This is a genomic window from Pseudomonas sp. AC242 (assembly GCF_979258655.1).
Window position 1 is genome coordinate 1517047 of record NZ_OZ409873.1, and the last position, 23397, is coordinate 1540443.

27 protein-coding genes are annotated in these 23397 nt (G+C 58.4%); 22 read left to right on the top strand and 5 right to left on the bottom strand.

Going from position 1 to position 23397, the window contains the following annotated elements:
• Position 1: 1 nt before the first annotated feature.
• The 11 genes from ACZZ0A_RS06935 (at position 2) to ACZZ0A_RS06985 (ending at position 8456) form a co-directional block, all read left to right on the top strand.
• The gene (locus ACZZ0A_RS06935; protein WP_463542713.1) at positions 2-1489 is read left to right on the top strand and encodes a terminase; all 1488 of its coding nucleotides are present in this window, start codon (positions 2-4) and stop codon (positions 1487-1489) included.
• Positions 1490-1497: 8 nt separating this feature from the next.
• Positions 1498-2913, top strand: coding sequence for a DUF4055 domain-containing protein (locus ACZZ0A_RS06940; protein WP_463542714.1), 1416 nt, complete (start codon positions 1498-1500; stop codon positions 2911-2913).
• Positions 2906-3949: a phage head morphogenesis protein gene (locus ACZZ0A_RS06945; RefSeq protein ID WP_463542715.1), complete on the top strand. Its 1044-nt coding sequence runs from the start codon at positions 2906-2908 to the stop codon at positions 3947-3949. Before ACZZ0A_RS06940 ends, ACZZ0A_RS06945 begins: the two co-directional genes overlap by 8 nt.
• 62 nt (positions 3950-4011) lie before the next feature.
• On the top strand, positions 4012-4251 hold the full coding sequence (locus ACZZ0A_RS06950; RefSeq protein ID WP_463542716.1) for a hypothetical protein: 240 nt from the start codon (positions 4012-4014) through the stop codon (positions 4249-4251).
• Positions 4252-4370: 119 nt separating this feature from the next.
• The gene (locus ACZZ0A_RS06955) at positions 4371-5081 is read left to right on the top strand and encodes a hypothetical protein (RefSeq protein ID WP_150602398.1); all 711 of its coding nucleotides are present in this window, start codon (positions 4371-4373) and stop codon (positions 5079-5081) included.
• A 12-nt stretch (positions 5082-5093) separates the two neighbouring features.
• Positions 5094-6062: a major capsid protein gene (locus tag ACZZ0A_RS06960; RefSeq protein WP_047297589.1), complete on the top strand. Its 969-nt coding sequence runs from the start codon at positions 5094-5096 to the stop codon at positions 6060-6062.
• A gap of 49 nt (positions 6063-6111) precedes the next feature.
• The gene (locus tag ACZZ0A_RS06965; RefSeq protein ID WP_463542717.1) at positions 6112-6696 is read left to right on the top strand and encodes a hypothetical protein; all 585 of its coding nucleotides are present in this window, start codon (positions 6112-6114) and stop codon (positions 6694-6696) included.
• Between the two features lie 40 nt (positions 6697-6736).
• Positions 6737-7126: a DnaT-like ssDNA-binding protein gene (locus ACZZ0A_RS06970; RefSeq protein WP_463542718.1), complete on the top strand. Its 390-nt coding sequence runs from the start codon at positions 6737-6739 to the stop codon at positions 7124-7126.
• 3 nt (positions 7127-7129) lie between these two features.
• Entirely contained in the window at positions 7130-7489 is a 360-nt protein-coding gene (locus ACZZ0A_RS06975; protein ID WP_463542719.1) for a hypothetical protein, read from the top strand.
• Positions 7489-8064: an HK97 gp10 family phage protein gene (locus ACZZ0A_RS06980; RefSeq protein WP_401186931.1), complete on the top strand. Its 576-nt coding sequence runs from the start codon at positions 7489-7491 to the stop codon at positions 8062-8064. Before ACZZ0A_RS06975 ends, ACZZ0A_RS06980 begins: the two co-directional genes overlap by 1 nt.
• Positions 8061-8456: a phage tail terminator-like protein gene (locus ACZZ0A_RS06985; protein ID WP_236169781.1), complete on the top strand. Its 396-nt coding sequence runs from the start codon at positions 8061-8063 to the stop codon at positions 8454-8456. Before ACZZ0A_RS06980 ends, ACZZ0A_RS06985 begins: the two co-directional genes overlap by 4 nt.
• Here ACZZ0A_RS06985 and ACZZ0A_RS06990 read toward each other — a convergent pair.
• Positions 8453-9019, bottom strand: coding sequence for a hypothetical protein (locus ACZZ0A_RS06990; RefSeq protein WP_236169782.1), 567 nt, complete (start codon positions 9017-9019; stop codon positions 8453-8455). The genes ACZZ0A_RS06985 and ACZZ0A_RS06990 overlap by 4 nt on opposite strands.
• 117 nt (positions 9020-9136) lie before the next feature.
• Here ACZZ0A_RS06990 and ACZZ0A_RS06995 point away from each other — a divergent pair, with 117 nt between their 5' ends.
• The 3 genes from ACZZ0A_RS06995 (at position 9137) to ACZZ0A_RS07005 (ending at position 11104) form a co-directional block, all read left to right on the top strand.
• Positions 9137-10297, top strand: coding sequence for a phage tail tube protein (locus ACZZ0A_RS06995; protein WP_463542720.1), 1161 nt, complete (start codon positions 9137-9139; stop codon positions 10295-10297).
• Positions 10298-10376: 79 nt separating this feature from the next.
• Entirely contained in the window at positions 10377-10862 is a 486-nt protein-coding gene (locus ACZZ0A_RS07000; RefSeq protein WP_463542721.1) for a hypothetical protein, read from the top strand.
• 2 nt (positions 10863-10864) lie between these two features.
• Positions 10865-11104 carry a hypothetical protein gene (locus ACZZ0A_RS07005; RefSeq protein WP_463542722.1) on the top strand — a complete coding sequence of 80 codons (240 nt, stop codon included), beginning with the start codon at positions 10865-10867 and terminating at the stop codon, positions 11102-11104.
• A gap of 162 nt (positions 11105-11266) precedes the next feature.
• Here the strand turns inward: ACZZ0A_RS07005 and ACZZ0A_RS07010 are convergent, their stop codons facing one another.
• From ACZZ0A_RS07010 to ACZZ0A_RS07025, 4 genes are all read right to left on the bottom strand, one after another.
• The gene (locus ACZZ0A_RS07010) at positions 11267-11743 is read right to left on the bottom strand and encodes a hypothetical protein (RefSeq protein ID WP_463542723.1); all 477 of its coding nucleotides are present in this window, start codon (positions 11741-11743) and stop codon (positions 11267-11269) included.
• A gap of 475 nt (positions 11744-12218) precedes the next feature.
• The gene (locus tag ACZZ0A_RS07015) at positions 12219-12491 is read right to left on the bottom strand and encodes a hypothetical protein (RefSeq protein ID WP_463542724.1); all 273 of its coding nucleotides are present in this window, start codon (positions 12489-12491) and stop codon (positions 12219-12221) included.
• A gap of 78 nt (positions 12492-12569) precedes the next feature.
• Complete coding sequence (locus tag ACZZ0A_RS07020) at positions 12570-12794, bottom strand: hypothetical protein (RefSeq protein WP_463542725.1); 225 nt, start codon at positions 12792-12794, stop codon at positions 12570-12572.
• A gap of 303 nt (positions 12795-13097) precedes the next feature.
• Entirely contained in the window at positions 13098-13544 is a 447-nt protein-coding gene (locus ACZZ0A_RS07025; protein WP_463542726.1) for a helix-turn-helix domain-containing protein, read from the bottom strand.
• A 269-nt stretch (positions 13545-13813) separates the two neighbouring features.
• Here ACZZ0A_RS07025 and ACZZ0A_RS07030 point away from each other — a divergent pair, with 269 nt between their 5' ends.
• The 8 genes from ACZZ0A_RS07030 to ACZZ0A_RS07065 all read left to right on the top strand — a co-directional run bounded on the left by ACZZ0A_RS07030 (position 13814) and on the right by ACZZ0A_RS07065 (position 23391).
• Positions 13814-14785: a BRO-N domain-containing protein gene (locus ACZZ0A_RS07030; RefSeq protein WP_463542727.1), complete on the top strand. Its 972-nt coding sequence runs from the start codon at positions 13814-13816 to the stop codon at positions 14783-14785.
• A gap of 92 nt (positions 14786-14877) precedes the next feature.
• The gene (locus ACZZ0A_RS07035; RefSeq protein ID WP_463542728.1) at positions 14878-15222 is read left to right on the top strand and encodes a hypothetical protein; all 345 of its coding nucleotides are present in this window, start codon (positions 14878-14880) and stop codon (positions 15220-15222) included.
• Positions 15219-15788: a hypothetical protein gene (locus tag ACZZ0A_RS07040; protein ID WP_463542729.1), complete on the top strand. Its 570-nt coding sequence runs from the start codon at positions 15219-15221 to the stop codon at positions 15786-15788. The genes ACZZ0A_RS07035 and ACZZ0A_RS07040 overlap by 4 nt, the downstream gene beginning before the upstream one ends.
• A 60-nt stretch (positions 15789-15848) precedes the next feature.
• A complete protein-coding gene (locus tag ACZZ0A_RS07045) occupies positions 15849-18746 on the top strand; it encodes a phage tail tape measure protein (protein WP_463542730.1) in 2898 nt (965 codons plus the stop codon).
• A 19-nt stretch (positions 18747-18765) separates the two neighbouring features.
• On the top strand, positions 18766-19350 hold the full coding sequence (locus ACZZ0A_RS07050) for a hypothetical protein (RefSeq protein ID WP_463542731.1): 585 nt from the start codon (positions 18766-18768) through the stop codon (positions 19348-19350).
• The gene (locus ACZZ0A_RS07055) at positions 19350-19952 is read left to right on the top strand and encodes a hypothetical protein (protein ID WP_463542732.1); all 603 of its coding nucleotides are present in this window, start codon (positions 19350-19352) and stop codon (positions 19950-19952) included. Before ACZZ0A_RS07050 ends, ACZZ0A_RS07055 begins: the two co-directional genes overlap by 1 nt.
• A gap of 2 nt (positions 19953-19954) precedes the next feature.
• The gene (locus ACZZ0A_RS07060) at positions 19955-20353 is read left to right on the top strand and encodes a DUF6950 family protein (RefSeq protein ID WP_336352963.1); all 399 of its coding nucleotides are present in this window, start codon (positions 19955-19957) and stop codon (positions 20351-20353) included.
• Complete coding sequence (locus tag ACZZ0A_RS07065) at positions 20350-23391, top strand: phage tail tip fiber protein (protein ID WP_463542733.1); 3042 nt, start codon at positions 20350-20352, stop codon at positions 23389-23391. The genes ACZZ0A_RS07060 and ACZZ0A_RS07065 overlap by 4 nt, the downstream gene beginning before the upstream one ends.
• Positions 23392-23397 lie beyond the last annotated feature (6 nt).

Below are 23397 nucleotides of genomic sequence, written 5' to 3' on the forward strand. Positions count from 1 at the left end.
CATGAAGCCCGAGCACATGAAGCTGCTCCGGGATAAGCGTTGGCGGTTGAACAATCTCTACTTCATTACCGACAAACAGGGCAAGAAAGTCCGCTTCCGGATGACGGACGAGCAGATTGAATACTTCGACGGGATGCATACCCGCAACATCATCCTGAAGGCTCGGCAGCTCGGCTTTACCACCGAGTGCTGCATCATCCAGCTGGACGCCGCTCTGTTTGAGTCGGCCAAATGCGCGCTGATCGCCCACACCCTGAACGACGCCAAGCGCCTGTTCCGGGAGAAGGTGAAGTACGCCTACGACAACCTGCCGAAAGAGATCCGCGCTGCGAACCCTGCGAGCAACGACGCCGCCGGTGAGCTGGTATTCAGCAAGGGCGGCTCGCTCTACGTCAGCACCTCGTTCCGGGGCGGCACGCTGCGTTACCTGCACGTGTCCGAGTTCGGGAAGATATGCGCCAAGTTTCCCCACAAGGCCAGAGAGATCGTAACCGGTGCCTTCGAGGCGGTGGCCACTGACTGCTTTGTCACGATTGAATCGACGGCGGAGGGGCGGGCGGGCTACTTCTTCGACTACTCGCAGAGCGCAGAGAAGCAACTGCTGTCCGGTACGCCTCTCGGCAAGCTGGACTGGAAGTTCTTCTTCTTCAGCTGGTGGAAAAACAAGGCCTACTGGCTCGATCCAGCCGAAGCGGTCATCCCGCAGCGCCTGACCGACTACTTCAACGAGCTTTTCGCCAAGCACGGCATCGACACCAACCCCGGCCAGCGCGCCTGGTACGCCGCCAAGGAGAAGACCCTCGGCGACGACATGAAGCGGGAATACCCGTCGATCCCGGCCGAAGCCTTTCAGCAGTCGATCGAGGGCGCCTACTACGCCCAGCAGTTCACCAAGCTGTATGCCGCTCAGCGCATCGGCACGCTGCCAAACAACAGCCACCTGCCGGTGATGACCTTTTGGGACATCGGCGTCGGAGACTCCACGGCCATCTGGTTCGTGCGTCAGGTCGGCAACGAGTACCACGTCATCGACTTCTACCAGAACAGCGGGGAAGGCCTGCGGCACTACATGAAGGTGCTGAAAGACAAGGGGTACACCTACTCCGAGCACTGGGGGCCGCACGACATCGACAACCGCGAGTTCGGCAGCGATGCCAAGACCCGCCGGGAAATGGCGCGCGAAGGCTACGAGATCGACGGCCAGCACTACCGCATGACGTTCCAGGTCGTGCCGAAGATCGGCGTGGACGATGGCATCGATCAAGCACGGGAAATCCTCGCCCACTGCGCCTTTGACGAGGCGAAGTGCGAGGAGGGCATCACGGCGCTGGAGAACTACCGCAAAGAGTGGGACGACAAGAAGGGCTGCTGGAAAGACCGGCCGCTGCATGACTGGGCGTCTCACCCTGCTGACGCTTTCCGCTACTTCGCTGTGGCCAAGACCAAGCGCGTCACCATGACTCACATACCTGTCACATTCAGCTTCTGAGGCCATCCATGGCGAATTTCAGTACTCCCCGGGCAGAGTACGCACAAGCCCTGCCTGGCTGGCAGTTGGTGAAACGCTGCGTAGCCGGTGCGCGAGAGGTGCGCAAGCACGACGAATACTTGCCGATGCCAGATCCGGAAAACAAATCACCGGAGAATCTGGCTCGTTACAAGCAGTACAAGAAGCGGGCGATGTTCCTCAACATCACCGGTCGCACTCGCACCGGCTTGATGGGTGCGGTGTTTCGCAAGACTGCCGAACTATCCCTGCCGACCGCGGTTGAGTATCTGAAGGAGAACGCCAGCGGCGACGGCACCAGCCTTGAGCAGTTGTCGAAGGAATCGGTTGGCGAGTGCCTGGACAGCGGGCGAGGTGGCTTTCTGGTCGACTTCCCGACAGTTGCCACTGAAAGCGGTGTCAGCTCGATGGCTGATCTCGCCACCAAGCGCGCCTTGATCCATCACTACGACGCTCTGTCGATCATCGACTGGGATGAGCAGGTGATCAACGGCGTAAAGCGCCTGGTGTATGTGAACCTGCGGGAATGCGTTTCCGAGTTCAACGCTACCGATCTGTCCCGCGACACATACACACAGAACCGAGTCCTGCTGCTGGTCGATGGGAAATACATACAGCGGGTCTACAAGGAAGGCGAAGCAAGCGTCGAGGAGGCGCAGCCTACTGACAAGGCTGGCCAGCCCTTCGATCACATCCCGTTCAGCTTCTACGGCGCCCAGAACAACGACGCCAGTATCGACAAGTCGCCTCTCGAAGACCTGGCCGACGTCAACATCCTGCACTACGGCAACAGCGCCACGGTGGAGGAGAGTGGCTTCATCAGTAGCCAGCCGACGCTGTTCATCACCACCAGCATCGAAGCCGACGAGTTCGCGAAGCTGAACCCGAACGGTCTGCACATTGGCTCGCGCCGGGGCCACAACCTCGGGAAGTCCGGATCCGCAGTCATGCTGCAGGCCACCGAAACCCAGCTCGCCCGAACCCTGATGAAGGACAAGGAAGAGCAGATGCTGATGATCGGCGCCCGTGTCGTCCAGAAGGGCAGCGGCGCCGAGACGGCAGAGGCTGTTCGAATCCGGTACAGCTCGGACAACAGCGTGCTGGGCACAATCGCCGGCAACGTATCCGAGGCCCTGAAGCGAGCCATCCTCGACGCCGAGCGCTTCATGATGGACGCGCAGGACGAGAAGGGCACGGTGTTCTGGCTCAACCAGTCGTTCTTCGACGAAACCATGACCGCGCAAGACATCCTGGCCCAGGTGCAACTGTGGCAGCAGGGCTTCATTGCGAAGTCTGACGTCCGGGTGAACCTGCGTCAGGGCGGCGTGCTTGAGGCAGATCGCACCGACGAGAAGATTGACGAAGAGCTGGCCAGGGCGCCACCGGTAGGCGGAAACGATGAGTAATGAAGGCTTTCTTGAGGACGCCGCCACGCGTCACCAGATTTACGTTCAGCGGTATGCAGGCGGAAACCTGAAGCGCGTGGCGTCGTTCATCAGCAAAGCAATCAAGACCGCCAAGCAGCGCGTTTCGGACGGCCTAAGCGCTTACGGTACGCGCCGGTACAACTCTCAGATCGAAACGCTTCAGGGCGACTTGCGGGGCATCTACGACGACCTCAAAGGGCGCGCTCAGCTGGATCTCGGCGAGTTCGCCACCTACGAGGCCCAGTTCAACGCGACGATGCTGGGCAAGGTGGTGCGGGCGGTGGTTCAACTCAATGCGCCATCGGCCGAGATGATCTCTGCCGCGGCACTGGCTGATCCGCTGCAACTCGAAGCGCGCAAGGGCATTCAGCGCATCAGCATCAGCGGCGCACTCGACCAGTTCGGAACCAAGAAGGCCGCCGAGATCATCGGCGAGATTCAGATCGGTTCGAGCTTGGGCGAGACTAGCCAGCAGATCAGTCGGCGCCTGACCAGCGTTCACCAGCTGCAGCAAGATCAGGCCGGCGCACTGGTTCGCACCATGACCAACCACATCGCCAGCACGGCGCGAGTGGAGACGCTGAAGGCGAACGACGACATCCTCGCGGGAATGCGCAGGGTGGCGACTCTGGACTCGAAGACCACGCTGTTCTGCATGAGCGTAGACCAGACGGTGATCCCGCTGGATGGGCCGAAGCCGCCGTATCACTGGGGCTGCCGCACAACGCTCATTCCTGTGTTGAAAGACGAGTTTGCCCGCGAGATCAAAGGTTCGACGCGGCCCTCAATCGGCCCTGACGGGGTGACGCTGGTGTCCAGCAAGACCAGCTATCAGGAATGGCTGGGTCGGCAACCTGCATCGTTTCAGCGCGACATTCTCGGGCCGAACCGGTATGCGCTGTTCAGCAAAGGTGAACTGACCCTCGACAAGTTCATCGACGATAACGGCAAAACATTGACCCTGAAAGAACTTCGCGACCGTGAGCCTATGGCCTTTGAGTTGCTGAACAAATGAGTTAGCGTTCGATAGATGGTGGCTATCTGCCGCTGCATCCATTTATCAGGGAGAAATAGGAAATGTCGCTCACAGTTGGACAGTTGATTTCTAAGCTTCAGACGTATGATCCGAATGCACTTGTTGTTTCTCAGAGCGCGACGCGCGATGGATACGAGCGGGTATCGGGAACTGTTAGGCGAGAAGTTACGCATGGCTACAAGGACGCCGAAGGCAATCAACAATGTAATTTTTTGCCGGTGGGTCATGATTTGTCTCCTGATGGCGCGCCTGTCTCCGTGGTTGTGCTTCTCCAAGATTGACCGTAACTAAGTATCAGTGAGCCGCCTTTTTAGGCGGCTTTTGTTTTTGTGAACCCAGCTCGTGCTGGGTTTTTTTATGCCCGCAGGCAGGGCCTGCACTACGTCTCTGGGAGACAGCAATGACCTTGAAATTCCAACTGGACAGCCTCGAAGGCGTCGACGAATCCATCCAGGCCCTGTACGTCGAGAAAGACGGCAAGTTCGTCCTTGGCATCGAAGGGCTGCCACAGCCGGAAGATGTTTCCGGCCTGAAATCCAAAGTCCAAGAGCTGCTGGACGAAAAGAAGGCAGAGGCCGAAAAACGTAAAGCCGCCGAGGACCAGGCACGCCTGGATCGTGAAGAGGCGCTGCGCAAGTCCGGCAACGTCGAAGAGCTCGAAAAATCCTGGTCTGAGAAGTACGCACGCCGCGAAGCTGAGCTGACCGGCCAACTCGAAAGCACGAATAGCACATTGCAAGGCCAGATCCGGGATCTGACTGTGGGCCGTACTGCTACCGAGATCGCGACCACTCTGGCCATTCCTGGCAGCTCCAAGGCATTGCTTCCCCACATCGAACGCCGGCTCAGCGTTGAGCAGCGCGACGGCAAACCAACCGTCGTCGTGCTGGACGCTGCCGGCAAGCTCTCGGCGGCAACGCTGGACGAGCTGAAAGCAGAATTCACCAACGATCCGGCCTTTGGTCCGCTGATCGCTGGCAGCAAGGCATCGGGCGGCGGGGCCGGCGGTGCTGGCAAAGGCGGCGGGGCCGCAAAAGGAAACATCGGCGGCACCAAAGAGGAACGACAGGCCGCAATCGCGAGCCGGTTCCCAGACCTCCCTCAGAAATAAGGAAAATCACTCATGTCCCTGTCGCAAATGCAGGTCTTCAACGAATACGTAATGCCGGCGACCATCGAGACGCTGGATCAGATGCTGGTCGCGTTCAACGCAGCCAGCCGTGGCGCCATCCTGCTGTCGCCTGACGGTTTCACTGGCGACTTCCTCCAGGAGTCGTTCTTCCAGACCCTGGCTGCCGCCCAGCGCCGCGTCGATCGCTATGCCGCCAACGGCGCCGCACCGATCACCGACCTGACCGAGCTGAAGAACTCCTCGGTGAAGGTGGCTGGTGGCTTCGGCCCGATCCGCTACGAGCCATCGCAGATGACCTGGCTGGAGCGCCCAACCGCGCAGGGCATCGAAGTGGCATCGCGTGCGTTCGCCGAGATCCTGCTGAAGGATCAGTTGAACACTGCCATCGCTGCGCTGGTGGCCGCGATCACCGCTCAGGCGGCAGCCGTCAACGACGTGTCTGCAACCGCCGGCATCAGCCAGGCCGCACTGAATAACGCCCATGCGAAGTTCGGCGATGCGAGTCAGTCGCTGGTCACCCAGATTATGCAGGGCACCACCTACCACAAGCTGGTCGGCCAAGCGCTCACTAACAGCGAGCAACTGTTCCAAGCAGGCAACGTTCGTGTGGTGGACATCCTCGGCAAGATCTCGGTAGTGACCGACGCCCCGGCGCTGATGCAGACCGGTACGCCGAACAAGGAAATCGTCCTGTCGCTGGTGCAGGGCGCGGCGATGGTGCACGACGGTCGGGACATCATCAGCAACGTCCAGACCACCAACGGAAAGGAGCGCATCGAGACCACGCTGCAGACCGACTACACCTTCGGCCTGGGCCTGAAGGGTTACACCTGGGATACCACCGCCGGCGGCAAGTCTCCGACTGATGCCGAGCTGGCGACCGGCACCAACTGGGACAAGACCGCCACCAGCATCAAGCACACCGCCGGTGTGGCTCTAATCGGTGACGCCTCCAAGTAACCCTGACTGCGGAGCCGGGCTTTGTGCCCGGCTCCGCGAGGACATGATCATGAGCAACAAAATCTGGTATCTGCCCGGCCCGTTCCACCAGTACCGGGAAAACGTAAAGGCGCTGGCTAAAGAACGAGGCTTGCGAATTGTTGATGCCAACGTCACTGAAGACCGCGAGGGTGAAGCTGTCGATGTTCCTAAAGTGACACTGCGACAGGCTGCTCCGGTGCCGGTACTGGTGATCGACGGCCAAGGCGGTGTTGATGTCGCAGCGCTGCAGGAGCTGATCGACAAGTTGAATGCAGAGCGCGACGGCATCGTGCTTTTGATCGAAGCAGCCGAAGGTCTCGCTCCGCTGGAACATCCTGGCGCCGGCGAATTGCCGATTCGTCTGTTCGATGCCTTGACCTCCATTCACGACGGCATCGCCTCGCTGAAGAGCAAGCGTGATGAACTGTTGGGTGAAGTTGAATTGCTCCGTGCAGACGTCGCGCGGTTGACTCCTGCATCGCAGAGCAACGGCTCAGCTCTCGATGAACTGACCGTCGCGCAGATCAAGGAACAGCTCGACGCCAAGGGTTTTGGCTACAAGGTCAACGACTCGAAGCCTGAGCTGCTCGCGCTGCTGAAGGCCAACCAGTAACACTCGGGGCTTCGGCCCCACTCATTCAAGCGGAGGCCTGATGGCTACCTACATCACCGTGGCGGACGTTGACGCCATCCTTGGGCCTTCATGGGCTCAAGATGACAAAAAGGCCCGGGCGGTGTTGCAGGCGAATGCCTATCTGACCTCGCTCAACCTGGTCGGCATCGACATGGATGCCATTCCGGAAGAGGTGAAGCAGGCCGGCGCCGAGCTGGCGGTTGTCGCCTCCGAGGGGAAGCTGTACCAACAGCAGACCGAGGGATCGCTGGAGGCCAAGACGGTGAAGGCCGGATCGGTGACCACCAGCAAGACGTTCGCCTCGATCGACACCACCAAATCTACCGCGCTGCCCGATGGCGTCCAGTTCGCACTGGGGCTGCTCGCACCATGGCGTGCCAGCGGCTTCAGCTTCAACGTATACAGGTGACCCATGGGCCTACGTGAAGAGATCCAGGCGGATCTGGCCGAGGCCTTCGACACTGATCTGGCGGACGCCGTGAAGCTATTCAGCGGTGGCGTGACGCTGCCGGGAACGTGGGATCCGGTCACTGAGGCGGCGGGCGACCCTGTTGTGATCGCCTACACCGGTCGGGGCGTGTTCGACGCGTTCAAGATTGCTCAGGTCGATGGCGTGAACATCCGCGCCACCGACCAACTGCTGATCGCGCTTACCAACGAAACCATCGGCGGGGTTCCGGACATCGGCCACAAGATCAACGATTTCGATGTGGTCAACGTCCAGACTGACCCGGCCGGCGCCCATTACGAGATCCAGCTGAGGAAAGTCTGATGACGAACAAGGCGGGCTGGAGCCATAGCCTCACGGACTTCGCCGATCAGGCTGGCGAGGACATCACCCAGATGGCGCGCGTCATCGCGACCGCCATGCTCACGGAGGTGGTGAATCGCTCACCTGTGGGCAACCCTGACCTGTGGCAGGCCAACGTGGCGTTGCGCACGAAGAACGTGGCGTTGGCGGATGCGTATGACGCGAACGTCGACGCCCGCAACGCTGCGCGCACCGGTGGCCGAGCCTTCAAGAAGCTGACCAAGCGCGAGCGCGAAGAAAACTACTTCGTCAAAGCGCAGGCAGCGGGGAAGGGCTACATCGGCGGCACGTTCCGAGGCAGTCATCTGGTATCGATCGGCGCGCCCGATATGACCGTGACCGACAATATCGACCCGTCCGGCCGCGAAACGATCAGCAAGGGCAGCATGCTCATCAAGGCATCAGGCCAGTTTCCTGTCATCTACATCCAAACGAACAGCCCCTACGGCGAGATGCTGGAACTGGGGCATTCCACGCAGGCGCCCGGCGGGGTTTATGACCTCGCGTTCATCGGCGTATCCGAGGCCTACAAATGACCTTCGAGCAGATCAGGGCGCTCATCACCGGACGCATGGTCGCCTTCACTGGCATTGACCAGGCGCGGATCGATTACCCGAACCAGCCGGCAGTGTTCACGCCACCGGCGGCCGGCCTCTGGTGCCGGCTGAATATCCAGTACGCCTCGGCATTCATGGCCGGCATGGCCGACCGACCACACACCCGCAAGCCCGGGCAGATCAGCATTCAATGCTTTGCCCGCGAGCGCACCGGTACCAAGGCCATCAACGAACTCGCCGACGCGCTCGAAGCGCACTTCGCCTACTGGATGTCCGGCGACCTTGAATGCATGGAGGCCAGCCAAGTGGTCGCCGGCGAGTTCGAGGGCTTCTACCAAATCAACGTCAACATCCGGTTTCGCGCCGGCTAAGGCAGTCCGCAATATTGGCGAAGCGCAAACCAGCGAGGTGATACTCCCAGTTTCTTTGCAGCGTCTGCGCCACCGCGATATTTATCCAGTGTGTCCGCTTTTCCTTCTGGCCACTCAGAGAAGGCATGAACGATTATTGCTGATGCCTTGTGGAGTTCGACACCGTTCAAACCGTTGCTGTAATACTCCTGAGTCATTTGCCCAAGTGGTTCGAGCCGGAGGAAAAACTGGTGCCTCCAATGCTCCTCATGACTTTCACACTCTCTCAGAGTCAGCTTTTCTTTAATTAAGCATTTTGTTGATTTGTACTCCTCAATCAGTCGAGCGCATGTCAGCCAAGCAAGTCGATCAGGAGCCGGCGGCCTTCCAGCGGGTGTTCCCTCGCATAAGGCCGAAAATGCTCGCTCCAAGCTTGACTTCGCATGATTCAAAAGATGGGTGTTCTTGCGATCTTTCGAAGCCTTCCGAATTGCCCATCCTGCGAAGACTGCTGACAGTCCGCCAGCGATTGCTGCAGAGGCTTGTGAGATATCGACAACAAGCTTCCAGGTATCGGCATCCATCAGCGCTATCCCTTATTCCGTAAGTAAGGGCTCGATCCTAAGCGATGAAAGTTCATCTGTTCTACAGCCAGCCCCGCCATGAGCGGGTTTTTTTATGCCCGCGAATAGGAGGCTCCAATGAGCTCTGGCGCAAAAGTTGTAAGCCACATCATTGCGGAGGTGACGCCAGGCGTTACTCCCGTCGGCACCTGGGACACGCTGCGCCTCACCGGCAACGCGCTGACCCCGACCGTCAATACCGAAGTCAGCGACGAAATCACCGACACCCGCCTGAGCCAAGGCTCGGTGGCCACCAGCATCGATATCGGCGGCGATTTGACGGCGGAGTTCTCGTTCGGCTCCTTCGATCAGTTGCTCGAAGCCGCCTTCTACGGCGTATGGACGGCTGACGTGCTGCGCGTAGGCGATACCCGCCACACCTTCAGCATCGCCAAGGGCTACAACGACGTCGGCGTCTATGGCGTGTTCAAGGGTGCGCACGTCTCGACCTTCGCACTCGACATCCCGTCGGAAGGCAAGGTGACCGCCACGTTCAACATGGCGTGCCTGGACTACACCGATGGCGACACGCCGATTGTCGTCTCGCCGAATGCGCCGACCACCACGCCGTTCCTGTCGAACAACAACGTCGGCACGATCCTGGTGAATGGCCAGTCGCTGGAAGGTGTGGCCTGTGTGTCGGCCATGACCGTCAACCTCGACAACAGCCTGCAAACGCAGCGCTGCCTCGGCTCTGACAGTCTCGGCCCGGGTGCACACATTGCGACCGAGGCGGCCATCACCGGCAGCATCACGCTGGCCTGGTCGAAGCGGGCCTGGGAGATCTGGAAGAACACCTTCACCCGCGCGCCAATCGGCGTCGTGTTCCCGATCACCGACAGCCTGGGCAACAAGTACACCTTCAACTTTCCATCAGTGGAAGTGGATGGCGAACTGCCGAATGGCGGCAAGCGCGACCTGATCGAGGTGACGCTGAACTACACCGTTGCCAAGGTCAGCCCGACCATCACCCGCGTTCCGTTCGTGCCGGTGACCAGCGTCTCGGTGGCGCCTACGACCGCATCCATTGCGGTAGCCGCGACTCGTCAGCTCACTGCGTCGGCGTTGCCGGCCGAAGCCGCGCAAAACGTCACCTGGTCCAGTTCGGCGCCGAGCGTTGCCACCGTTAGCTCTTCCGGTCTGGTAACCGGCGTTTCCGCTGGCTCCGCGACGATCACCGCTACCAGCGCTTCGGACGTCACCAAAACCAGCACGGCGTCGATCACCATCACTGCATAAACCTGCTCGACCTTTGGCTGCCCCGGCATTCACGCCGGCCGGGGTGGCCCTTTTATTGGCGCGGCGTTGAGGAATTACCATGGCACTTCAACTTGGCAAAAAGAAGCCGGCAATCACCGGCGAACGCTGGGCGAGCTTCGACAAGGACACCAAGGTGCTGCTGGCCAGCATCGACAACCCTGAGTACCAAGTTGCGCTGGAGCGCATGCGCCGTCGTATTCAGCGCAACGATGCGCGGTTTGAAGAGGGGCAGGTAGGCGTGGTCGCCGGCGAGAAGACTGAGCACCAGAATCACTCGATGCTGCTCAGCCACTTCATTGTGAAGGACTGGGAAGGCGTGTTGGATGCCGAGGGCAACCCGATCAAGTACAGCCCGTCAGTGGCTGCTGAGCTGCTGGAAAACAACATCGAGTTCTTTATCTTCGTGCTGCGCGAAGGCGCGCTGGCTGCCAACGATGCCGCCGAGGAGCGAGCCGAGTCGGTGGGAAAGCCCTTGCCCGCTTCGAGTGGGAGCAAGAGTGGGGCGGCGAAAGCGAAAAGCGCCGGGCGGTCTACTCGCGCCTGAAGATGGCGGTACCGGATGAACCAGAACGAGACCCGATCACCGCGTATCTGCTGAACCTGTACCGCAATATCTGCCGTGGGCGCCGGTACATCACCGGCATGGCCGGGGCATTCCCGCTTCCTCTATCGGCGCGGGAGATCTCCGACTGGCTGGAGTCGCACCCGTCGCCACTGCCGCGTGATGAGATTGACGATGTGATGTTTGCGCTGGACGCGGTGTGCATAGCCGCTAATGACGAGTGAACGCTTGAGGAGGGCGCTATGGAAAGTGAAAGCTTGGCTCGCGCTCGTTGTATCAGAGTCGCGACCCCTGCTGAGGAGAGCAGTGCCCTTGGAGAGGTCGCGCTGGATATCCCCGATTATCGACAGGGGTATATTTTTCAGGAGTGCTACGCCAGAGCGGATTCAGTTGACATAGAAACGGAAGATGTTGCTCTTGTAATCCATGACGAGCCTTCCTGATTTAATGACAAGAATTCCGATAATGAAACTCTGGCCTGTCCCTCCCTCGTCAATGAGGGGAGATGAAAATACATCAGTCTCGTACTGAGTTCCGGTTTCGGGAAGGAAGATGTGGGCCAGATGTTTAGTCGAATCTATCCAGCCCGTTGCGCTACGTACCCTGGCTGAACCTATCTGAGGGCACCCGGATTCGGCGATCAACTCCGGAGTCGCAAAATTGAAATCAGCCCCGGTATCTAAGAGCGCGTAAACCGGCTTGAGTCCGGTAAGTTCTCGCGCCCCGGCGCCATGTTCTGGGTCGTGCCTAAGCGCCGCCACGATGACCGGGCTGCCTGGAGGGAGTGTGTAAACATTCCCGTCTCTCCTCGCAAATTTGATCGTCGCGAATTTGGCTCCATCCGGTATGGCATAAGCGCTCAATTTTATCTCCTTGAAAAGTTCGTATGTTGATCGCCGGCAGAACGCTACTACGCAGTTCGCTTTCGAGCTACTGGGCATTCGTATAGGCGGAAAAAAGCCCGGGCACGCCGGGCTTTATGTATCTGCGATCATGAAGGGGAGAGCCTCAGTCATGCTAGCAATACATCGCTATGCGGTTGTGACTATCGCTGAACTACTGCCTGGAAATACTCATACAGATCATGCTCAGGGCTGTAACCTCCTCCAAGTGCCTGGAAATCCGGCCCGAGGCGCTTTGACTCTTGGATTGCTTCAAGATGCCCAGGATAGATGTCGTGAACCTCGTTAGTCGTCGTGTTGACTACGACAAATCCACGATACCAGCCTGGTTTGTCAGGGTTGGGCTGTAAATCAGTCATATCTCTCATGCTGCGCCGCTCCGTTTGTTGCTTCGGGTCTTAATGGGTATCCGACACTGGTTACTGCATGGGTGGCGTTATTGCAGCAAAGCGCCTGGCTTGCCTGCATCTGGGTGTAGCTGGCTTGCTACCTTGAATGCTCGTTTGTGCTCCGCGACCAATTGCATGTACGAGTCTTGGCTTAATAAGTTTTCGGCCTTGAGCGCCTCAAGGTAACCAAGAACGTATGAGTCGTAGCCATGCTGCCGCTGCTCATTACCGGCTAACCTGCTGACCATCATCGCGGAGTCGTGAATTTTTGCATGAGCTCGGGTGATGGTCTCTTCGTTGTCCATTTCAACAGCTGACATCTGCTTCCCCTATTGTTGAGGTAGGTGGTTACCACCTTGAGTTGAAGAGGCTTGGCGCTTAGCTAGGCTTGATTCCGATTATTCGTAGGTTGGGCAATTCGAGGAGTCAATCGTGAGCTCGTTGGTCTTCGGATCCAAATGAACGGTGCGCCCTTCAACGTCGAGTCCGTTCTTGATAGCGTCAAATTCCTCTGCTTCGTGCGATTTCAAGGTGACGGTCGTAACGTCGCCTTGGTAGCCGATCTCTATTCGAATATTGTCTAGGAGGAGATTGAGATCATCGGCAGTCATAGGTTCGCTCATCGCATTAATTCCATATTTAGGTCCGGCGGGCAGGGCTTGGTCATTCGATTCAGTTGTCGCCATGATGGTGATAACTGGGGGTGCAAGACGTTTGCACGCCCTATGCTCAACATAGAGCGATCGTTAGGGGCGCTCTAAAAGGCTGTAGCGAAACTCGACATCCCTCCAGGTCAAGCACGCCGAGATTGGCGCTATCCCAGTCCTTGGGCTTGCAGGCAAAGGACTGGGGTTATCCGGTGCGTGAGGCGAGAGGCTACTATCTGTGAGCGGAATGGCGTTACTGAGGATTCGTACAGGCGAGTCTTAGTGCGGCCAATTTTCGAAACCCTCAATTGACTGTTTTATAGCGTCCTCGAAAGTGGCTGTAGGATCACTGCGGAGCCAATGGTGCCAAATCACCACGGCGCTGAGCATTACTTCGAGAGAGACGCCGTATTCGTCCGCCTGCTCTTGTAGCCGCTCGTACGATTCCTTTGGCAAGGCAATCGGAATAGATGAATCATCTTCCGAAACCAAGCTCACCTCAGTAATTTCAGGTTGGTCGTCAGCATCCGCAAGCTCTGACACATCTCGATTGAGTGCTTTAGCCAGCTTAACCAGCGCGGTCATGCGAGGTTTTGAGGTGCCCATTTCATACCGGCCAATCTGTGGGACGCTCAGGCCGCTCGCTTGGGCCAGGTCTCGTTGCGTCATTCCTGCATCTGCTCGCAGGCGTACGAGCCTAGAAGGGAAACCTTTTGGGTGGTGCATGGTAATTCCATGGATTCGTATAGGAAGCATGATGTTCGGGAAATATATTTCGCGCAAGAGAATGATGGCAAATGATGTTGACGGTACATCGCAAATGATGCCTAATGATGGCAAGTGATGAGTAAGGAGGTTTTTATGAAGCAGACTGGGAAATCGCGATATCCGCTTAGCCTGGAATTATCAGTAAAGGGTCAAGCAGAAGATGAGGCAAAGAAAAACCGGCGAAGCCTGAACGCTGAGCTTGGCCTTCTCATAGAGGAGGGTTTGAAGTGGCGAGAATTGCAGAGCAAGCAGGCGCTAGCCTAAAACGAAGAAGCCCCGACGAGGTGAGAGTCGTCAGGGCTTCGGAAAACGAGATCAACTTCGGAGAAGAAATCGTCATGTCGAATCATAGCACAGCGGTATCTAATGTCATCCCGTTCAGGTTTGACAAGAAAGAGGTGCGCACTTTGCTGATTGATGACCAGCCATGGTTTGTCGCAGCCGATGTCTGCAATTCGCTGAGTATTGTGAATACGACGCGTGCATTGAGCCGTCTGGATGACGACGAGAAAGCCCTTCACAGTATGAAGGGCTCCCGCAACATGCAGGAACTCAACGTCGTCAATGAGTCGGGACTCTATTCTCTGATCCTGACCAGCCGGAAAGATGATGCACGCCGCTTTAAAAAATGGATCACGTCAGAGGTTCTTCCTGCAATCCGCAAGCACGGACATTACGTCGATCACCACGGAACCATGGGTGATCTCGTCGGAGCCGTCATCGGCACCAGCGGCGAGAACGTACTTGATCGCGTGATTGATCAGAAGGCCTCGCCAGTCCCTCATTCACTCCAGCGCAGCTTCAAACAGACTATGAAAAGCCGTTTGCGCTCGCGCTTCAATGTGCACCGCACCGCGCTCATCCCGGCTGAGTGCTTGGCCGACGCGTGTAACTTCGTCGCAGCCTACGCGCTGGAAGGCGAGTGGATCGGTCGGCCCGACATCGACGGCCTGTTCTTCAACAATCAGGAAGTCGCGCACATCTACCTGCTGATGAGTCGCCACTTCTGTCTCATGGATGATCGCGAGGCGATTCTGGCTTCGGCGCGCACTCTCGATTCGCGAGTGCTGATGAGGGTGTTCGACCAGATCAACGAGGGGCGAAGCTCGTTCGCTGCGCTCGATGCTCGGAGGTCGGAAATTTATAGCATCTACCGTGCAAATGGCTGCTCACCCGGTGGTTATGCAATTGTTGCTTGATCTCAATTGAGCCACGACCCCGCACCTGCGGGGTTTTGGTGCTTCCTGCGGATGGTGGTAGATTGCTGCCATTATTACAGGGAGATTTTCGCGTGGCAGATATCGCTCAGTGGAAAGAGTTCGAAGGTGGGGGCAGGTTTAAACTGGCTTCTCATCAGAATGAGAATTATCAAGCTGCTTTGTACGGCGCTCGTATGTTGATGGAGCTAACCGAGCGCAGCATTAGCGATGAGGAAGAGCATCAGTTGCAATGCCTGATGCTGGGTAAGTTTGTTGTGCTCGACTGGGATGAAGGTGTCACCGGCGTAAATGGTCGCGAGGTTTCCTACAGCCCAAATTGGGCCGCACATCTACTAAAAGGCAACGCTGAATTCTTTGTATGGGTAATCAGGGAGTCAGGCAACATTGGCTCTCAAGATAGCAAGGGTGCCATATGAGAGGCCTTGGCTTTCTGATCGTCGCCGTTGGAATAATCGTGTTGATTGCCGCGACAACGATGGACGTATCTGTCCCGTCTGGGCTCGGGCGGGTTAACAACCTTGGGTTGATGGCTGACCGACAGAATTACACCCTGATCGGCGGGGTTGTTCTGATAGCTGGTTTGCTGATGGTTATTTTCGGCAGGAAACCCCAGGCACCTGCTGCGTTAACGCTCGATACAAGGCCTTGCCCGCTGTGCGCAGAGATCATCAAAAACGCAGCAGTGAAATGCAAGCACTGTGGCGGCGATGTCGGCAGATCTGCCTCTCAAGCAGTGCCAGCGCTGCGATTCGGCTGGGTTGCGAGGGTGATCTGCGCCAGCGAGGAAGACCGGATAAAGGTCTCTGACGCCATTGCCGAGGCTGGATTGCCGGTTGTCGAAATGATCAAGGTTGGCGGCGTCGGCGCCGGCGCTTTCGAAAGCAAGTCTGACGCCGAAAAAGCTGCGGACGTTATTGAGCAACGGCTGGGATATTCGACCACCGTAATGTTCCGCGACAAGATCAGCGGAGACTACAGCTGATTACCCTTCAGATTATTTGAGCCCGCCATCGAGCGGGCTTTTTTTCGCCCGGAGAAACTTATGGCTCAGACCTCACGACTGGTCTTGGAAATCGATAGCAGAGACGCTGAGCAAAAGGCTGCGGACACACGCAAGGCGCTTGAAGAGCTGGAGTCTTTGGGGATTCCCACTCAGCGATCGATGGCTAAAGTTGGAGCAGGGCTCAGTGAGTCTGGCAAAAGCGCTGATGGTGCGCGAAAGTCTTATGGCTACTACCGGGAAGAAGTTGAACAGCTCTTAGGTCGACTTGATCCTCTGCGGAAGAAACAGCAAGAGCTTGCCAAGAGCCAGGCGGAGCTCGCTGCAGCCTTCAAGCGAGGCGATATCGGGGACGCCGGGTACAAAGAGTTTTCCAGCATTATTCGAGATCAGTCGACTGCAATTGCGGCTCAGCGTGCCGCGCTCGGCAGCCTCAATGGCGATCTTGGCAAGACTGGGATGACAGCAAAAGCGACTGCCGCAGCATTGCGCGGTGTACCGGCGCAATTCACCGACATCGCGGTCTCATTGCAAGCAGGTCAGGCTCCGCTCACCGTCTTGCTGCAACAAGGAGGTCAACTCAAGGATATGTTTGGTGGCATCGGCCCTGCCGCAAAGGCTTTGGGTGGTTATGTCGCTGGCTTGGTCAATCCATTTACGATTGCGGGCGCGGCTATCGCAGCATTTGCTCTCGCTGCCTACAAAGGCTACGAACAGGCCGAGCAGTACCGAAAGGCTCTTGTCATCACCGGGGACGCGGCCGGGCGAACAGCGGATGATCTGATCGCTCTCTCTAACAGCCTCGCAAAGGGTCGTAATTTCACTGAGGCTACTCAGGCTGTGTTGGCGCTGGCCGGCAGCGGCCGACTGGTGGGTGATGCGTTTACGGAGGTCGCCAGAGCTTCGACGGAGCTTTCCGTAGCCACCGGCAAAAACGCCGGTGAAATTGCTGATCAGCTGTCGCGAACGAAAGGAAGTGTCACAGATCTCGCTGCGGAGTACAGCGACAAATATGGCGTAATCACTCAAGCAGTTTACGAACAGATTCGATCGCTGGAACAGCAGGGCAACCGCATGGAGGCCATCAAGGTGTTGGCAGGCGCGGTGGCTGACGAGATGGGCGCCCGAAACAGGGAAATGGTTGAGTCAACGAGGGGGCTGGCAAAAGCCTGGGATGACGTAAAGACCAGCGTTTCCTCTGCATGGAACGAACTGAAAACCGGCCTTTCCGCTAGCCCAGAGCTGTTCAAGTTGCAGCATCTTCAGGGTCAGTTGGAAAGCGCGCGGGAAATTGGCGACAAGGCCTTGATCACCGGCCTGGAGAAGCAGGTAGAGCTCGCCCAAAAAGCGGTTGATGCGCAGGTTCAGCGCACGGAAGCGGCATCTCATGAGCTTCAGGAGCGAAGGACAACAATTTCGGCCGATGAGAAATGGTTCTCCATCACCAACAAGAACATGTCTGAGCAGAAAAAGCTCGCTCTGGACATTGCCGAGGCGAGAAAGGTTGGCCTAGAGGCGGGAAAATCTCAGGCTGAAATCGACAAGGAGGTCGCTGCCATTCAAGCACGTTTCGACAAAAGCCAGCCGAAGCCGAAGGCAGTGAATGAGGATGCTGGTCAGCGGATGCTCGACGAGGCAAGGCAGCGCTACGCAGTTCTCCAGCAGCAAAACGCGCTCATCGGCAGCCAAGCCGACGGCACAAAATCACTCGGCACCGAAGCCAAAAAGCTGCTCGAACTGGAACAGCAAATCGCCGACCTCAAAGATAAGAAAACGCTGACTGCTGCACAGAAGCAGATCCTCGCCATGGCGGACCTAAATCTGGCGCAGCAGAAGCAAAACGCTTCACTGGAAAAGCAGACTGAGCTGTTGTCCACTGCTGCCGAGCAGCGACAAAAGCTCGCAGCGTTTCAGGAAAACCTGCAATCGCAGCTGAAGACCGCCCAGACCGGATTGGACAACGATTTGGCAGGCCTCGGCATGGGCGATCAGCAGCGTCAGCGATTGAAGGAACAGCTGAGCATCCAGCAGTCGTACCAGTCACAGATGGATCGGCTGACCTATGACTACAACAAAGGCGATAAGTCCTCAGGCAGCGCCGAGCTGTACAACCAGCAGACCGAAGCATTGCGTTCGGCCCTGCAAACCCGTCTCGCCATGCAGCAGCAGTACTACACGGATGTGGACAAGGCCCAGTCGGACTGGGCGCTCGGTGCTTCGTCGGCATTTCAGACCTATTCGGAGCAGGCGCGCGACGTCGCCGGCCAGACCCGCAACCTGTTCACCAACGCCTTCAGCAACATGGAAGACGGCATCATCCAGTTCGTGAAGACAGGGAAGCTGTCGTTCAAGGATCTGGCTGACGGCATCATTGCCGACCTGATCCGCATTCAGGTACGCCAGGCGGCGGTGGGCATCTTCGGCACGATCTTCAGCGGGCTGACCGCTGGTGGCGCTGCTGCCGGCAACGGCCTCGCAGCCGGATCCGCCGGCGCAACTTCCTCCACTCTGGGCGCATCTGCCGCCGGATACGGCTCGAAGTTCGGTTTCTCAGACGGCGGCTACACGGGCGACGGCGGCAAGTTCGAGCCGAAAGGCGTGGTGCACGGCGGTGAGTTCGTTGTCCGCAAGGAAGCGGTGAGCCAGCCAGGTGCACGGGAATTCCTCGAGCGCATGAACGCGAACGCTAAAGGGTATGCAGATGGCGGCTACGTTGGCGCTACCGCTGCGGCATCGACCTCCAATGTCGTCCCGATCTCGTCGGGCTCGTCTACTGCTCCGGTCATTCAGCAGAGTTTCAGCTTTCAAGGCACGCCAGATGACGCCACCGTCAACATGGTGCGCGAGGCGGCAATGCAGGGTGCGAAGGGCGGCTACGAGCTGGTCGTGCGCGACCTGAAAATGAACGGAACCATCCGCCAGCTCATCGCACGGCGCTAAGCAATCTAAGGAGTACTGCATGGCTCTCACGTGGCCGGCTTCGCTGCGCCCGTCAGAAATGACGTGGGGCATCGTCAACAACAGCAGGGCGTTCACCTCGACGCTCTCGAATGCCCAGCAGATTGTCGGCTACCCGGGCGCTTACTGGCAGTGCACCTTGACCTTCGGACTACTGACCAGAGCCCAAGAGCGCGAGCTGTCGGCGTTTCTCGGGCGACTGGATGGGATGTTCGGCACATTCAATCTGCCGGCCTTCACGCGCCGGCGCACCAACAGCGTCGGCGCGCTCTCAGTGGTCACCGGCAACGCGCAAGCGCGGTCGATGGTCATCGGCGGCGCGCCGGCGAACGCTGCTGTGTTTGCTGCCGGCGACTACATCACCATCGCGGGCGAGATGTTCGAGATAACCGATGCAGCGTCGGCGAACGCGCAGGGCAGGGTGACGGTGTCGCTCAACAAGCGGATCCGCAGGACGCTCACGGCCGGTACCGCCGTCGAGTACCTCAACCCATATTCCGAAATGCGCATGACCACCGACACCTGGGCGATGTCCGTAAAGCCGGTGATCGCAAACGGCAGCTACCAATTCAGGGAGGCGTTCTGATGCCATCAGCATTCCCATTCAGCCAGAGCGTGGTGAACATCATTGCGACCGGCCGCTTCATGCCGGTGTACGCCGTGCAGCTCCACTTCGTCGATGGCATAGTCTTCGCGCATACCGGTACCGGTGATCTGGTGATCGACGGCATCACCTACCTTGGCGTGGGCAATTTCGGCCAGGTAAGCCAGTCGCAGGAGAGCGACAACTCAGGTTCGCCCATGTCGGTGGAACTGACCCTGAGCGGCCTGGATGCCTACATCCTTTCCGAAACCAACGTCCGGGGCTGTCGCGGGCGAATGGCAAAAGTCATGTTCGTGGTGTTCGACGAGGCCGGCAACTACGCGGCGGACATTCTGTTCTCTGGTCGCATGGACGCGGCGAAGTTCTCCTTTGCCGGCAATGGCGAGGACGGCAACAGCATCACTGTCCCGGTTATCGACCGCATGGCCGAGTGGAGCCGCACCGGTACCGAACGATTCACCGATGAGAACCACCGCGCGCGCCATCAGGGCGACCGGTTCTTCTACGCCATCGCCCAGATGTCCGAGTGGCCCATTTACTGGGGCTCGAAGAAGGACGCGCCGACATTCACCTATGGAAGCTAGCCATGCGCTACCGAGACTGGACAACCCGTCTGAACGAAACGATCAAGGCCGCCCAAGAGCGGCCTTTTTCATGGGGTGAATTTGACTGCTGCCTGTTCGCCGCCGACTGCGCCGCCTCGGTGTGTGGCGTGGACCCGGCGGAGAACTACCGGGGCAAGTACACGACGGAAACCGGGGCCAAGCGGCAGCTGAAGAAGCAGCACGGCAGCCTTGAGGCGGCGTGGGATACCCACTTTGCCCGGGTGCCACTGCCATTCATCCAGCGCGGTGACGTCGTGCTGTACGACGCGCCCGGCGGCCGAAGCATGGCCGTGTTCTGGGCGGGAGATTACTGGGCGGCGACCGACGACGGCGCGGCCCGGGTTGAGTGCGAGCCATTGGCCGCGTGGAGAATTGAATGAGCGGCGGCGTTAAGAAACTCGCTTCAGTCGTCATCGGCGCGGTGGTTGGCTTTGCTCAGGGCGGCCCATGGGGTGCTGTGGCTGGCGCGGCGCTTGCCTTTTACGCAGCAGAGCAGCAGGAAAAGCTCAACACCAAGTCGCCGCTGCGCGACAACGAGCCGTCCGCCCAGACCGTACGCTCCTCGAAGGCGCCGGTGCGCTACATCCTTGGACGCGTTTCCACCGGTGGCGTGCTGGTGTGGGCGCAGGAGCAGGCTGGCGATCAAGGGGAGGGCGAATGGCTGCACCTGGTGTACGTGCTTTGCGAAGGGGCGATCGATGCCCTCGAAAACATCTACCTTGGCGAAGAGGAAATTGGTTCGTTCGGTCCGTTCGCCACCTACGAGCTCGTCGTCGAGCCGACGCAGGTGAATGCATTCCTCAAGGCCAACTGCCCGGACTGGAAAGACTCACAGATCGGTCGTGGTTTGTCCTTTGTACGCATCTCTCTTTTTTACAGCGCCGAAAAATTCCCGTCCGGCATTCCGGACACTCGCTTTGTCGTGCGCGGCCGCAAGGACATTTACGATCCCCGGAGCAACACGGCGGGCTACAGCGCAAACACTGCGCTGCATCTGCTGTGGTACCTCCGCGCCCGGTGCGGTGTACCTGACGACGAAATCGTTTTTGAGACCTTCGCAAGCGCCGCTAACGTGTGCGACGAGGCCGTCACCAATGCGGACGGCTCGACCAGCCAGCGCTACCGCAGTGGCTGCGTCATTGGTGCGGACGAGCAGCGCACTGGCGTTTTGCAGAAACTCGAAGCTGCTGCTGGTGGCCACCTGATCCGCGTGGGCGGTCGCTGGATGTTCCAGGCCGGCGCCTACTACGGTCCGTATGACTTCGAAATAACTGAAGACATGGTGATCGGCACCGTGACTGGTAGCACTGAGCCAACCAACGACTCAGCAATCAACACCGTTCGCGGTACGTTCATCGACCCGTCACAGTCGTGGACAGAGACGGACTACCCGGAAGTTAGTGTTGCCGAATGGATTGTTGAAGACGGCGGAGAGGCGGCGGAAACGTTGACCTATTCCTATGTAAACGACCCCTATCAAGCGCAGCGCCTGGCGAACATGGAGCTGCGCCGGCGCCGCGCTGGTGGTGCCATCAGCATTCCGATGAACTTTGCAGGGTACAACTGCCGGCCTGGCCGAGTTGTGCGCGTGAACCTGCCTTCTTTGAATATTCTCGGCGAGTTCATCGTCTCTGATTGGTCAATGGGCGACCGCGAAGGCTGCACTGTTCAGGTCAAACAGTACGAGCCGGCAATCTTCGATGATGCGGTGGGGCAGCCGTACAACCCGATCGGATTCATCAACCTGCCTTCTGGCGGGCTTGGAACTCCGACCAATCTGACGTGGACTCAGGACACCACTGCGGAAGTAATTCAGGGCGTACTGTCCTGGCTGCCGCCGAGCGGCATCGTGAAGGAATATATCGTGATCGTGCGACAAGGCACGACAGCGGTTCAGTCGCACAACGTCCCGTCGACTTCGACTGAGTGCGCCATCAACGGCTTGCCGTCTGGTAATTACACCATGAGTGTCGCCGCTGTAGGTCCGATGGCGCGATCGGGAGAGGTGACGATCACCGTCAGCATCAATGGCCCACCAATCCCGGAAAGCTGCGTGGTGCAGTCCTCTATCGACAGCATCGTGCTGATTCCGAGCAACTCGCAAAACGGACTGAACGGAGGCACCTACGAGTACTTCTTCAGCACGTCGCCGACTGCCACCTCTGCTGATGCCGAATATCTGGGGCAGGGGCTGTCCTTTACTCATACGGGGCTGGGTTTTTGGACGAACTACTACTACTTCGTCCGCTCATCGAACGCCTATGGGAAAAGCTCGTTCCTCTACGTGCCTGCGCAGACATCGAACGATGTCTCGGCGTACCTGGCTGCACTCGCCGGGAAAATCACGAAGACAGAGCTCGGGCAGGATCTCGCTGACGAAATCGACAAAATCCCGGGACTACAGGATCAAATCGATGCGCTCGACGGGCTGAAGGGCTATGAGCCAGAGCAGACCTATCTCAAGGGGCAGATGATCGTCGTTGACGGCAGGGTCTATCAGGCTGCGAAGGCGGTACCGGTGCAGACTCCGCCACCGAATCCGACATATTGGATCGACGTCGGGCAGTCGGTAGAGACAGCCAATGGCTTGGCTCAGCAGGTGGCGATCAACACCGCCGAGATTATCGAGCTCGATGGGGTTGTCACCGCGCAGGCAGCGGCTACGCAGACTCTGCGTGCGGCGTATCGAGAGGATGACGGGGTTGGCGATCTTACCGACGCAATGAAGGGCTGGACGAGCACGGCGTCGATAGCGACTGAAAGCAAGGTCAGGGCGTCTGAAAACGAAGCCACCGCCCAGCGCATCACCACGTTCGATGCAAAGATCGCCGCGAACGAAGCCAACATCACCCAGCTTGAACAGGTGGTGGCCACCAACGCTTCGGCAACGGCGACGAAAATTGACCAGCTGAATGTTTCGGTTGATCAGAACTCAGCGGCCATTCAGCAGACGTCCACCGCCTACGCGGATACGGCCGGCAAGCTGACGACTATGTGGTCGGTGAAGATGCAGGTCACGGCAAACGGCCAGTACGTCGCCGCTGGCATTGGCCTTGGGATCGAGAACACTGGCGCAGGCTTGCAAAGCCAGTTTCTGGTTGCTGCGGATCGATTCGCCATCGTCAACACCATTGCCGGCGGCGCCATCTCGGTTCCGTTTGCGGTGCAGGGCGGACAGGTGTTCATGAATGCTGCTTTCATCCAAGACGCTTCGATTGGAAACGCCAAGATTGGCTTCTTCATTCAGTCGGATAATTACATCGCCGGCGTACAGGGATGGCGCATCGACAAGGCTGGCAACTTCGAGTTGAACAGCCCTCTTGGCGGCGGCGCTCGTCAAACCATCAACAACAACGGCGGCAAGGTGTTTGATGAGAACGGCGTCAAGCGTTATCAGTGGGGGAATTTGAACGCATGAGTGCTT